Source organism: Dietzia sp. SL131 (assembly GCF_026672565.1).
Classification (GTDB): Bacteria; Actinomycetota; Actinomycetes; order Mycobacteriales; family Mycobacteriaceae; genus Dietzia; species Dietzia kunjamensis.
The window spans coordinates 626200-639765 of record NZ_JAPPRI010000003.1; the positions used below are offsets into that span (position 1 = coordinate 626200).

At 72.5% G+C, this 13566-nt stretch carries 6 protein-coding genes; 4 read left to right on the plus strand and 2 right to left on the minus strand.

Going from position 1 to position 13566, the window contains the following annotated elements; genetic code table 11:
- Positions 1 to 12: 12 nt before the first annotated feature.
- From OVA21_RS03640 to OVA21_RS03650, 3 genes are all read left to right on the plus strand, one after another.
- Entirely contained in the window at positions 13 to 9495 is a 9483-nt protein-coding gene (locus OVA21_RS03640) for a type I polyketide synthase (protein ID WP_268091778.1), read from the plus strand.
- A 24-nt stretch (positions 9496 to 9519) separates the two neighbouring features.
- Positions 9520 to 9975 (plus strand): holo-ACP synthase AcpS, encoded by a 456-nt coding sequence (acpS, locus tag OVA21_RS03645; protein ID WP_163376808.1) that lies wholly within the window; start codon positions 9520 to 9522, stop codon positions 9973 to 9975.
- Positions 9976 to 10449: 474 nt separating this feature from the next.
- Positions 10450 to 11382 carry a type IV toxin-antitoxin system AbiEi family antitoxin domain-containing protein gene (locus OVA21_RS03650; protein WP_119192380.1) on the plus strand — a complete coding sequence of 311 codons (933 nt, stop codon included), beginning with the start codon at positions 10450 to 10452 and terminating at the stop codon, positions 11380 to 11382.
- A gap of 36 nt (positions 11383 to 11418) precedes the next feature.
- Here the strand turns inward: OVA21_RS03650 and OVA21_RS03655 are convergent, their stop codons facing one another.
- Positions 11419 to 12201 carry a TetR/AcrR family transcriptional regulator gene (locus OVA21_RS03655; protein WP_119192381.1) on the minus strand — a complete coding sequence of 261 codons (783 nt, stop codon included), beginning with the start codon at positions 12199 to 12201 and terminating at the stop codon, positions 11419 to 11421.
- A 7-nt stretch (positions 12202 to 12208) separates the two neighbouring features.
- On the minus strand, positions 12209 to 12715 hold the full coding sequence (locus tag OVA21_RS03660; protein WP_083249479.1) for a peroxiredoxin: 507 nt from the start codon (positions 12713 to 12715) through the stop codon (positions 12209 to 12211).
- A 150-nt stretch (positions 12716 to 12865) separates the two neighbouring features.
- Here OVA21_RS03660 and OVA21_RS03665 point away from each other — a divergent pair, with 150 nt between their 5' ends.
- Complete coding sequence (locus tag OVA21_RS03665; RefSeq protein WP_067719851.1) at positions 12866 to 13141, plus strand: DUF3618 domain-containing protein; 276 nt, start codon at positions 12866 to 12868, stop codon at positions 13139 to 13141.
- Positions 13142 to 13566: the final 425 nt, after the last annotated feature.

Consider the following 13566-nt stretch of genomic DNA (forward strand, 5'->3'; position numbering starts at 1 on the left):
GGAGTTCCCCACGTGACGATCGATGACCGCGACCTCACCCCCCGCCCGCTCGAGACCGGCTTCGCCGCCCGCCGCGGCGCCCCCGCGCTCGCGGACGAGCTCCGTGAGGGCACGGCCTATGCGCTCGCCTTCGGCGGACAGGGCATCGCCTGGCGCGACGCGCTGAGCGACCTCATCGACGGCACGGGCATCGGCCCGGAGCTCCAGGACCTGGTCGACGCCTCCGTCGCGTTGACCGAGCCCGTCCACGACGAGATCGCCGTCGTCCGCACGCACGGTTTCCGGCCCATCGAGTGGGCCAACACCACCACCGGTGAGGACGAGGACGGCGCGGACCTGCCCGACGACGCCTCCCTCTCCGCTGCCGCGGTCTCGCTGCCCGCGGTGCTGCTCACGCAGATGGGTGCCCTGCGCGCTCTCGCCGCCGAGGGCTTCGACGTCAATGACACGACCCCGGCGGCCGTGGTCGGCCACTCCCAGGGCATCCTCGCCGTCGAGTCGGTGGAGACCTTCGGGTCCATCGACGACCGGCTGCTGGCCGTCGCCGAGCTCATCGGCGCCGCCGCCACCCTGGTCGGACGGCGCGTCGGTCTGTTCCGCCGCGGAGAGGCGAGCCCCATGATGGGCGTGTCGGGGATCGACGGCGAGGACCTGCGCACGCTGGTCGACGAGCTGTTCGCCGGCGTCGACGCCACGATCCGCCCCACCGTCTCCATCCGCAACGCGCAGCGCCGCCACGTCGTGGTCGGTCGACCGGATGATCTCGAGGAGCTGCGTCGCCACTGCGCCGACCTCGAGGCCGAGTCGCGTCGTCGTCGCGAGGCCAAGCTCACCGGCGGCGAGATCTTCGCCCCCGTCTTCGATCCGCTCGACGTCGAGGTCGGGTTCCACCACCCGGCGATGGCCCCGGCAGTCGACGTCGTCTCCCGCTGGGCGGAGCGCTGTGGCCTGGACGCCGACCGCGCCGCCCACCTCGCCCGCCAGGTCTTCGCCGAGCCGGTCGACTGGGTGGAGGAGATGGCCGAGACCCTGCACGCCGGGGCCCAGTGGATCCTCGACATGGGTCCGGGCGAGGCGCTGACCCGACTCAACCGCTCCGTGATCCGCGGCCAGGGCGTCGGCGTGGTCGCCGCCGCCACCCGCGGCGGCCTGCGCAACCTCTTCACCCCGGGTGCGACCCCGCCGATCGAGCGGCCGTGGACCGCGTTCCAGCCGCAGCTGGTCACCCTGCCCGACGGCAGCGTCCACGTGGAGACCTCCTTCACCCGCCTCACCGGTTGCTCGCCGATCCTTCTCGCCGGAATGACGCCCACCACCGTGGATCCCGCGATTGTCGCGGCCGCGGCCAACGCCGGCCACTGGGCCGAGCTCGCCGGCGGCGGCCAGGTCACCGAGGCGATCTTCGCCGAGAACACCCAGCGCCTCACCGAGCTCCTCGAGCCCGGACGCAGCGCCCAGTTCAACTCCCTGTTCCTCGACCCCTACCTGTGGAAGCTGCAGGTCGGCGGAAAGCGCCTCGTCCAGCGTGCCCGCGCCGCGGGCGTGCCGTTCGACGGCGTGATCGTCACCGCCGGCATCCCCGAGCTCGACGAGTCGGTCGCCCTCATCGAGGAGCTCACCGAGGCCGGACTGCGGCACGTGAGCTTCAAGCCGGGCACCGTCGCCCAGATCCGCCAGGTCGTGCGCATCGCCGCCGAGGTCCCCCACATGCCGGTGATCGTGCAGGTCGAGGGCGGCCGCGCCGGCGGACACCACTCGTGGGAGGACCTCGACGCCCTCCTGCTGGCCACCTACGCCATGCTGCGCGAGCGGCCCAACGTCGTCCTCTGCGTCGGCGGCGGCATCGGCACCCCCGAGCGGGCGGCCGACTACCTGACGGGGTCCTGGGCCAACGCCCACGGCTACCCGGCCATGCCCGTCGACGGCATCCTCGTCGGCACCGCCGCCATGGCCACCCTCGAGGCCACCACCAGCCCCCAGGTCAAGCAGATGCTCGTCGACACCGTCGGCGTCGACGCCTGGGTCGGTGCCGGCCAGGCCTACGGCGGCATGGCCTCCGGCCGCAGCCAGCTCGGTGCGGACATCCACGAGATCGACAACACCGCCGCGCGCACCGGGCGCCTCCTCGACGAGGTCGCCGGTGACGCCGACGCCGTCGCCGCCCGCCGCGACGAGATCATCGCCGCGATCAACGGCACCGCCAAGCCCTACTTCGGCGACCTCGACTCCATGACCTACGAGCAGTGGCTGCGCCGCTTCGTCGAGCTCTCCCTCGCCCCCGGCGCCTCCGTCGACGGGTCGAGCACCCACACCACGGACGACTTCGACCTGGGCGCCGACTTCGGCGGCGACGTGGCCGACGACACCCGCTCGGTGTGGCTCGACCCGACCATTCGCGAGCGCTTCCACCGCATGGTGCAGCGCACCGAGGCCCGCCTCGACGCCGCCGACACCGGTCGCATCGTCTCGGCGTTCCCTCGCGAGGAGTCCATGGAGCGCCCGGCCGAGGTGATCGCCGCCCTCGCCGCCCGGTACCCCGGGCTCGCCGACGCCGTGCTGCACCCGGCCGACGCCGCCGAGTTCTTCGACATCTGCCGTATGCCCGGCAAGCCCGTGCCGTTCGTGCCCGTCATCGACGGTGACGTGCGCCGCTGGTGGCGCTCGGACTCGCTGTGGCAGGCCCACGATCCGCGCTACGACGCCGACGCCGTGTGCATCATCCCCGGCACGACCGCCGTCGCCGGCATCACCCGCGCCGACGAGCCGGTGGGCGACCTCCTCGACCGCTTCGAGGCCGCGACCGCCGACCGGGTGTCCGGCTACCTCCCCTCCACCGAGGCCGTGAGCAGCCGCCGCCGCGGGATCGTCACCACCGCCAGCGGGCCCGTCGCCGACGTGCTCAACAGCCCCGACGTCACCTGGGCCGGCCGTCTCGTCATCAGCCCCGTCCACCGCCTCGGCGTGCTCCACGCCTGGGAGATCGACGCCGAGGGCGTCGGCCGCCACCCCGTCTCCGGCGCCGTGCTCACCCCGGCCGCCGACGGCCGGACCGTCGACCTGACGCTGCCCGTCGGCCCGACCGAGATGACCATCACCATCACCCTCGGCGACGCCGTGGCCACCGGTGCCGCGCCGGTCGTCACCGACGCCGCCGCCGAGGCCGCCATGCGCACCCTGCTCGCCACCGCCGCCGGCGTCGGCCGCGGCGGTGCGGGTGGCTCCGTGATCGATGCCCTCCCCGAGGTCGACGGCAACACCGCCACCGCGCGCTTCACCTTCGAGCCCACCCTCGTCGTCGACCACACGGGCGTGACCGCGGGCAGCCTGCCCACCTCGCTCGTGCCGTCCGCCGGCGTCCCGGACGCCCTCGTGGGCGCCGCCTGGCCCGCCGTGTTCGCCGTGCTCGGCGAGACGCGCCGCCCGAGTGGCACCGGCACCGTCGTCGAGGGACTGCTCGATCTGGTCCATCTGGACCACGGTGTCCGCATGCACGCGGCGCTGCCGCAGCAGGAGACCGACCTCGTCGTCGTCGCACGGTCCGGCGGCGTCCGCGACACCGACCTCGGCCGCGTGGTCGAGGTGTCGGTCGAGGTGGCCGCGGAGGAGTCCGACGGCACCCGCACCCCGCTGTGCACCCTGTCCGAGCGGTTCGCGATCCGCGGCCGCACGGGCCGCGCCGAGGTGGGCGACCCCCGCCCCGCCGGCGGCGCCCTCGTCACCCCGTCCGGTGGGGCCGCGGAGCCCGCCGAGACCTCCCGCCAGGCGCGCGTGTCCACCACGATCACGGCGCCGCACGACATGACCGCGTTCGCTCTGGTCTCGGGCGACCACAACCCGATCCACGTCTCCGACACCGCGGCCGAACTGGCCGGACTGGGCGGCGTGATCGTCCACGGCATGTGGCTCTCGGCCGCCGCGCAGCACGCGGTGCAGGCCTCGGACGGGAAGACCCCCGCCCTGCGGATCGCCGGCTGGACCGCCCGCATGCTCGCCCCGGTCCGTCCGGGCGACCACATCAAGGTCCGTGCCGTGCAGACCGGCCGCCACGCCGGCGGCCAGGTCCTCGAGGTCACGTGCACGGTCGACGGCGCCACCGTCATGGCCGCCACCGCGCTGACCGAGGCCCCGCGCACCGTCTACGCCTTCCCCGGCCAGGGCATCCAGGCCAAGGGGATGGGCATGGAGGGCCGCACCCGCTGCCCCGCCGCCCGCGAGATCTGGGACCGCGCCGACAAGCACACCCGCTCCGCGCTCGGCTTCTCGATCCTGGCGCTCGTCCGCGAGAACCCCACCGAGGTCACCGTCCGCGGTGAGGTCCACCGGCATCCCGACGGCGTGCTCTACCTGACGCAGTTCACCCAGGTCGCCATGGCCTGCCTGGCGGTGGCGCAGCGCGCCGAGCTCGAGGCCGACGGCCTGCTCATCGAGGACGCGTACTTCGCGGGTCACTCGATCGGCGAGTACGACGCCCTGGCCGCCATCTCCGGTGTGCTGGCGTTGGAGCCGCTGCTGGAGATCGTCTTCCAGCGCGGGTCGACCATGCACCAGCTGGTGCCGCGGGACGCCCAGGGCCGCTCGGACTACCGCATGGCCGCGATCCGTCCGTCCCAGATGGGGATCTCGGACGACGAGGTCGCCGACTGGGTGGCCGGCGTGTCCCGCGAGTCCGGCGAGTTCATCGAGATCGTCAACTACAACCTGGCGGGCTCGCAGTACGCGCTCGCCGGGACCGTCGCCGGGTGCAATGCACTGGAGAAGGCCGTGGAGCGGGAGCTCGCGGTCTCGGGCGGCAAGAACGCCTTCATCCTGGTGCCCGGCATCGACGTGCCGTTCCACTCCACCGTCCTGCGCGGCGGCGTCCCGGACTTCCGGGCCACCCTCGACGAGCTGATCCCGCACGACATCGACATCTCGGTGCTCGTGGGCCGCTACGTGCCGAACCTCGTGCCGCGCCTGTTCAGCCTCGAGCGCGGCTTCGTGCAGGAGATCGCCGATCTCGTGCCGGCCGACTCGCTGGCCGAGGTCCTCGCGAACTGGGACGAGTGGGCCGCCACCCCCACGCGACTGGGCCGCCTGCTGCTCGTGGAGCTGCTGGCCTGGCAGTTCGCCAGCCCGGTCCGGTGGATCGAGACCCAGGAGCTGTTCTTCACGCCCGTAGAGCGTGGCGGACTCGGTATCGAGCAGTTCATCGAGGTCGGTGTCTCCAACGCCCCGACCGTCGCGAACCTCGCCTCCAAGACCCTCGACCTGCCCACGCACCGCGGCCCCCGGGCCCAGGTGATCAACATCGAGCGCGACTCGGCGACGTTGTACGGCACCCTGCCGCCCAGCGTGGAGGTCGACGACGACGAGCTGGACGCCGGCGACGGCTCCGCCTCCACCGGCTCCACCACCACTGGTTCGACCAACACCGCGGCTGCCGACCAGGCAGCCCCCACAGACCCCGCACCGGCCGTCAACACCCCCGGCACGGCCGGTGCGGACCGATCAGACGCGGCTCCGGCCGCGACCGCCGCCCCCGGTGCACCCCGCCCGGACGACCTCGAGTTCGGCGCGCCCGCCGCCACCCGCATGCTGGTGGCGCTGCGCACCAAGGTCCGTCCCGAGCAGATCGCGTCCGGCGACTCCATCGAGACGCTGTGCGACGGCGTGTCCTCGCGGCGCAACCAGCTGCTGCTGGACCTGGGTACCGAGCTGAGCCTGGGCGCCATCGACGGCGCCGCCGAGGCGGACTTCCCGACCCTCGCCGACCAGGTCTCACGACTGGCGCGCGGGTACGCCCCGTTCGGCCCCGTCCTGTCCGACGCGGTCGGCGAGGCGCTGCGCGCGGTCCTCGGCCGCACCGGCAAGCGGGCCGCCTACATCACCGAGCGCGTGACCGGCCCCTGGGAGCTCGGCTCCGGCTGGGCCCAGCACGTGATCGCCGAGATCGCGCTGGGCACCCGTGACGGCGCCTCCATCCGTGGCGGCGACCTGGCCACCCTCGACGCCTCGGGCGTCAAGGACGTGGCCGGCCTGGACTCGCTCATCGACGCCGCCGTGTCGGCCGTCGGTGCCGCGCACGGTGTGGCCGTCGCGATGCCGTCGTCCGGCGCCGGAGGCGGCGGAGTCGTCGACTCCGCCGCGCTGACCGAGTTCGCCGACGAGATCACCGGCGCCGACGGTGTCCTGGCCCGCGCCGCACGCGGAGTGCTCACCCGCCTCGGACACCTCGAGCCCGAGACCGTCGACCTGCTCGCCGAGGCCGACCCGGACTCCGAGCTGGCCGACCTCGTGGCCGCCGAACTCGGCGCCGACTGGCGCCGCGTGGTGGCCCCGGCCTTCGACGCCGGCCGCGCCGTCCTCATGGACGACCGCTGGGCCTCGGCCCGCGAGGATCTGGCCCGCCTGTGGACCCGGTCCGACGTGCCCGCCGACGCTGCGGACGCCTTCCGCGGTGCCGGCGAGATCGTCGCCGAGCAGGCCCGCTGGTGGGCGGCCCGGGCGACCGATGCCCGCCGCGACGCCCTGGCGAGCGCCTACCGGGAGATCTCGGAGGTCGCCTCCGAGGAGTTCGTCGGCGAGTACGCGAACGACGTCGCCGTCGTCACCGGCGCCGGCAAGGGTTCCATCGCCGCCGCCGTCACCGGACGCCTCCTGGCGGGCGGGGCCACCGTGGTGGCCACCACCTCCAACCTGGACCAGTCCAAGCTGGCCTTCTTCAAGGACCTGTACCGCAGCAACGCCCGTGGCGGCGCGGCGCTGTGGGTCCTGCCGGCCAACCTGACCTCCTACTCGGACGTCGACGCGCTGGTCGAGTGGGTCGGGTCCGAGCACGCCGAGTCGGCCGGTGGCCAGACCACCGTGCTCAAGCCGGCCCTCACCCCGACGCTGCTGTTCCCGTTCGCGGCTCCCCGCGTCCAGGGCTCGATGGCCGACGCCGGCCCGCGCGCCGAGACCGAGATGCGCGTCCTGCTGTGGGGCGTGGAGAAGCTCGTCGCCGGACTCGGTGCGATCGGCGCCGACACCGACGTCGACTCCCGACTGCACGTGGTCCTGCCGGGCTCGCCCAACCGGGGCATGTTCGGCGGCGACGGCGCCTACGGCGAGGCCAAGGCCGCGCTCGACGCCATGATCGCCAAGTGGGGCTCGGAGAAGGCATGGTCGGAGCGCGTGACGTTCGTCCACGCCATCATCGGCTGGGTCCGCGGCACCGGACTCATGGGTCACAACGACCCGCTCGTCGAGGCCGTCGAGGCCGCGGGCGTGTCCACCTGGTCGACGGCCGAGATGGCCGCCGAGCTGCTGCGCTGGTGCACCCCGGACTCCCGTTCCGCGGCCGGTGACGCCCCCGTCACCGTCGACCTCACCGGCGGACTCGGCACGGCCGACCTGGACATGTCGGCCCTCGCGGCGGACCGTCCGGCCGCCCCCACCGAGGCCTCGACCGAGGACGCCGCGGGCACGATCGCCGCGCTGCCCTCGCTGCCGACGATCACCGCCGACGAGCGTCCCGAGTGGGGCGAGGTCACCCAGCAGCTCGAGGACATGGTCGTGATGGTGGGCGCCGGCGAGGTCGGCCCCTACGGCAGTGCCCGCACCCGCTTCGAGGTGGAGACCACCGGCGACCTCACCGCCGCCGGCGTGGTCGAGCTGGCCTGGTCGACCGGGCTCATCACCTGGGAGGACTCGCCGCGCGCCGGCTGGACGGTCACCTCCTCCGGTGACCCGATCGACGAGGCCGACATCGCCGAGCGTTTCCATGACGAGGTCCTCGCCCGGGTGGGCGTGCGCACCTACGCCGACGATTCGCGGGCGGAGATGTTCGACAACACCTCGCCGCAGCTCACCTCGGTGTTCCTGCCGGAGGATCTGTCCTTCGTGGTGGACGACGAGGCCCAGGCCCGCGCCTACCAGTCCGACGACCCGGAGAACACCGTCGTCACCCGCAGCGAGGACGGCGAGTGGACGGTCACCCGCAAGGCCGGCACCGAGATCCGGGTGCCGCGCCGCGCCACCCTGACCCGGGTGGTCGGTGGGCAGATCCCCACCGGCTTCGACCCCACGGCGTGGGGCATCCCCGCCGACATGGTCTCCGGTATCGACCGGGTGGCGGCGTGGAACCTGGTCGCCACCGTGGACGCCTTCATCTCCTCGGGCTTCACCCCGGCGGAGCTGCTGGCCCACGTCCACCCGGCCGACGTCGCCAACACGCAGGGCACCGGCATGGGCGGCATGACCAGCATGCGCTCGCTGTACATCGACGGCATCCTCGGCCGCAGCCGCGCCAACGACACGCTGCAGGAGGCGCTGCCGAACGTGGTGGCCGCGCACGTCATGCAGTCCTACGTCGGCGGCTACGGTTCGATGGTCCACCCGGTGGCGGCCTGCGCCACCACCGCGGTGAGCGTCGAGGAAGGGTTCGACAAGATCCGCGCCGGCAAGGCCGAGTTCGTGGTGGCCGGCGGGTTCGACGACCTGTCCACCGAGGGCATCCAGGGCTTCGCCGACATGTCCGCGACCGCCGACTCCGCGGCCATGGCGGCCAAGGGGATCGACGAGCGGCACTACAGCCGGGCCAACGACCGGCGGCGCGGCGGGTTCGTCGAGTCGCAGGGCGGCGGCACGATCCTGCTGGCGCGCGGCGACGTCGCGGCCCGCATGGGCCTGCCGGTCACGGGCGTCGTGGCCTGGGCCGGGTCGTACGCGGACGGTGCGCACACCTCCATCCCGGCCCCCGGCCTGGGTGCGCTCGGTGCCGGTCGCGGTGGGCAGCGCTCGCCGCTGGCCCGCGGGCTCGCACAGCTCGGCCTGACCGCAGACGACGTGGCCGTGGTGAGCAAGCACGACACCTCGACCAAGGCCAACGACCCCAACGAGTCCGACCTGCACGAGCGGCTCGCCGCCGCGATCGGTCGGTCGGAGGGCAACCCGCTGTTCGTGGTGTCGCAGAAGTCGCTCACCGGGCACGCCAAGGGTGGCGCCGCGGCATTCCAGCTCATCGGGCTGACCCAGATGCTGCGGTCGGGCACGCTGCCGCCGAACCGCGCCCTGGACTGCGTCGACGACGTCCTGGACCGCCACCGCCACCTGGTGTGGCTGCGGGAGACCCTGCAGCTTGGCGGTGACCTGCCGCTCAAGGCCGGTCTGCTGACCTCGCTGGGCTTCGGCCACGTCTCGGGCCTCATCGCCGTCGCCCACCCGGAGGCCTTCCACCGGGCGGTCGCCGCGGAGTACGGGCAGGACGAGTCCGAGCGCATCCGCGAGGCCGGCCTGCGGCGCGAGCGTGAGGGCGCCCGTCGCCTGACCGATGCCATCTACGGCGGAGAGGCGCTCTACGCCCGTCCCGAGGCGCGTCGCCTGGGCGAGGGGTCGGCCGACGAGGTCAAGGAGCGCGAGGCCGCGGTCCTGCTCGACCCGGCCGCGCGGCTCGACGCCGACGGCATCCTCGCCGCTGCCGGGTCCGCGGACACCGGGGCCGCGGGCACCGGGGCCGCGGAGACCGCCGGCCGGTGACGGCCGGGCAGTGACGGCCGGGCAGTGACGACCGGGGTGAGAGGCGTCGGGGTCGACATCGTCGACCTCGGCGCCTTCGCCGCTTCTCTGGCCGAACCCGGCACGCGGCTCACCAGGGCGTTCTCGGCCACCGAACGCAGGCAGTGTCGCGAGCGCGCCGAATCCCGCGGGGCGAGATCGGGGGAGGACCCGCTGGCGCGTCACCTCGCTGCCCGCTGGGCGGCGAAGGAGGCCGTGGTCAAGGCGTGGTCGGCGGCGCTGTATGGCGCGCCCCCGCCCATTGCGCCGGACCTGCTGCGGTGGTCCGAGATCGAGACCGTGTGCGACAACTGGGGTCGGCCCTCGGTGCGGCTCGGGGGCGAGGTGGACCGTCAGGTGGCCGCGACCATCGGCGAGGGCGCTCGTTGGAACGTCTCACTCAGCCACGACGGTGGATCGGCGATCGCGTTCGTGGTGCTCGAGGGCCCGGGCGTGCAGTAGCGGCCTCCAGCCGCAGTGCGAGCCGGGCCACCGCCTGCGCCCGGCCACCGCCTGCGCCCAGCCACCGTCCGTCCTGCGGCTCGCCGTCGTGCGGCCCTGAGGCCCGATCCGCCCCTCGGAATTTCATTCGCCCGCGGGAAGCGCCGCTCAGCGGGGCCCGCGACCCGATCCGCCCCTCGGCATTTCCTACGCACGCGGGGCCCCGAGGGCGGATCGAACTCTGAGGAGTGCCTCGGTCCGGTGGTCGGGACGGACCGGATTCCTCTGCACGTCCGACCTGCCGGGTGCGAGAGGTTCTCACCGTGGCTCGGGGCCGCAGCCGGGCACATCTCGCTTCGCTCGTCGACCTCGCCGGCTCGAGCCGAGGTCGGTGGGAGGCGCGATGTTGTCCACAGGTCCCGGCGCGTCCACAGCGGGCCGGCTCCGCCTACGCGATCCGGCGGACCCGGCGATGTTGCGCGAGAGTATCGCCGCATGACCAGCATCGATGAACTACGTTCCCGAATCCTGACCGCCGAAGGGTTGATCGCCGCCGGGCACAGCACGCAATCGCTCGCCCGGGCGGTGACGACAGGAGAGCTCGTGCGACTGCGGCCGGGTTTCTACGTGGAGGGCAGCGCCCGCGAACTCGAGAGGGGAGCACGTCATCTGCTGTCGGTTCTCGCCACGGACGCTGCACTGCACGGCCCCGTATTCACTCACTGGTCGGCCGCCATGATCCACTCGCTTCCGGATTGGGGGCTCCCACTTCGCAGAGTCGCGGTCTCCCGGCACGGACATGCGCAGCGGTCCAGGACCACCAGACTCCTGAGGCATGACCTGTGCCCGATCGCCCCGGACGAAATCGTCAATGTTGAAGGCATGTCCGTCACGTCTGCTGACCGGACGATCATCGACATCGCCCGGGGCTGTGATCCGGTTCCCGGCGTCGCGGTGGCTGACGCCGGACTGCAGCGGGAACTCGTCACAGAGGTCTCTTTGCAGGAGGCGCTGGACCGCGCCTCGGGACGGGCCGGTGTGAGGAGGGCTCGTACTGTGATCGGGATGACTGATCGGAGAAGCGAGAGCATCGCGGAGACGCGGAGTCGCCTCTACTTCGGTGAGTACGGGCTGCCGGAACCCGAGACACAGGTCGAGATCTTCGACGACAACGGCCGCTTCATCGGCCGGGTGGACTTCCTGTGGCGGGAGCTCGGGGTCATAGGAGAATGTGACGGGTTCGGGAAGTACTTCGACGGCGCCGACGAGATGGAAACCCGCCGCAGGCTCGGCGTGGAGAAGGACCGCGATGCGATCCTGACTGCCCTCGGGTACCGGGTGATCCACTGGCGATGGGCCGACTTCGAGCGACCTTGGCTACTTGTTCAGAGGATCCGGGCCGTCCTGCTCGCGGCAGAAGCCGCCTGAACTGGTCGCCGTCCACACCCGGGGGCGGGTTTCGGGTCAGTCGGACTGGGCTTCCTTCTCGGCCAGCCACAGGTAGGCGGTCATCATCCGCTTGAGCTCGGTGACGGTGGCGTCGTGGATGTCCTCGCCACCGGCCGAACCGGTGCTCGCGCCGCCGGAGACCCCGCCGTCGTCCCCGGGGTCCGCGCTGGCGTGGCCCGGGGCCACGTGGCCCGCGCTGACCGAGAAGTTGAGCATCGAGTACGCCACGTGGACCAGCACCTCGGCCATGAACGCGCGGCGCTCACGCTCGGTGGCGGGCATGAGCGGGGCCAGCACGCTGGCGATCATCCGGGCGATCTCGCGCTCGTTCACCGCCGCCGTCGCGCGGGTGGCGGGAGTGGCCTGCGTCGCGAGCCAGACCGCCCGACGGGAGGGGTCGCGCAGCCACAGGTCTGCCAGGTGGTCGAGGAAGTCGTTGAGCAGTTCGGGCCAGTCCAGCGCCGGGATCTTCTGGGCGAATCGCTCGACCTCCTCGATCACCCCGTGGGCGTCCTGGCGGTCGAGCTCGCACACCAGCACGTACTTGTTGGCGAAGAACTGGTAGAGCGTGCCGATCGGAACGCCTGCACGTGAGGCGACCTCCTCGCACGTGAACGAGTCGAACCCCACCTCGACCAGCACTTCCCGGGCCGAGGACAGTAGCGCCTGGAACTTCTTGCGGCTGCGCTCCTGGATGGGCCGACGGCGGGGGACGAGGATGTTCGGTTCGTCCTGGACGGCCTCGTCGGTGGGATCCTGCGGCGGCTCCTGCGCGCGTTCGGACGGGTCGGTGGTCATGGGTGGGTCAGCCCTCCGCGGGATCGGATTCGGGCAACTCGATCTCGAGCAGCTTGGCGACCATCGCGACGTGACCCTTGGCACGGACGTTGTACCGGGCCATCGACACGGTGCCGTCGGAGTCGACGACAAAGGTTGAGCGGATCACGCCCATCACCGTCTTGCCGTAGTTCTTCTTCTCGCCGAAGGCTCCCCACTCGGTGAGCATCGTCTTGTCGGGATCCGACAGGAGGGGGAACGTGATGCCGTACTTGTCGCGGAAACGGGCCAGCTTCTCGGGGGCGTCGGGGGAGACGCCGACCACGCCGAGGCCGGCGTCGTTCAACTGTTGCAGCGCGTTCTCGAAGTCCACGGTCTCAGTGGTGCAGCCCGGTGTCATCGCGGCCGGGTAGGCGTACACGAGGACCTTCCCGTGCTCGTCGAGGAGCTCCCGGAGCGACGTGGGTGTGCCGTCGGCGTCGGGGAGGGTGAAGGCGGGGGCCGTCTGGCCCACCTCGAGCCGTGGTGCGGTCACCGGTGCTCCTGGGGGTCGGGTCGGGGCGGCGGACCATCCCAACCTATCCGATGCTTCGGCGCACGGGCGCGGATCCACGCCGGGTGCAGTAGCGTGGGCGGGGTCAAGAACCCGCGGGGCGCCCGCGGACGAGCGATCGACGGAGGTCTCGTGTCCAGGAGTTACGACAGCATCGAAGGCGACATCGCCAAGGCGCGTGACGATCTCGCGACGACCTTGGACGAGATCATCGACCGGGTGAATCCGAAGAACCTCGCGTCCGAGGGCAAGGAGCGCGCCACCGCGGCACTCAAGGACCCGCGCGTCCTGGCGGTGCTCGGGGGCATCGCGACGCTGGTCGTCGGCGGGATCACCGTGTCAATGGTCAACAAGCGCAAGGAGCGCCAGCGCATCGAGGCCTACCTGGCGGCCCGTCGGGCCCTCTGAGGCGACCGGCCTCACGCGGGCGTCCGGAGCCCCGCCCGGGGATCCTGCCCGGCAGGGTCATCCCCGCCCGACTCCCGAGAGCGTTCCGCCCACCCCTGTCACCGGGGGCGTGTGCGGGACGCTCTCGTCGTTTCTGTTCGGCTTCCCGGGTCGCCCCGTCCGTTCGGCCACCCGCATCGCCCCGTCCGACCGGGCACCAGTCGAGCCCCGCTCTGACGAGGCGATCCGGCGCGCCTCAGGCGGCCCGGCACACGAAAAAGCCCCGGGTCGTGGACCCGGGGCTTTCTCTCTTGTGCGCCATCAGGGACTCGAACCCCGAACCCGCTGATTAAGGTTCACGACTTGCAACAATGGGTCAACTTTGCGCATCGTGGCCGTTTACCTGGCACTACGCGGGTGGTGTGATTGGTCTAGATTCGTCTGAA

Bases quoted from the DNA above. Each gene is read 5' to 3' on its own strand.
- OVA21_RS03655 (WP_119192381.1), bottom strand. From the start codon at position 12,201: ATGACCACCGACCCGTCCGAACGCGCGCAGGAGCCGCCGCAGGATCCC.
- OVA21_RS03650 (WP_119192380.1), top strand. From the start codon at position 10,450: ATGACCAGCATCGATGAACTACGTTCCCGAATCCTGACCGCCGAAGGG.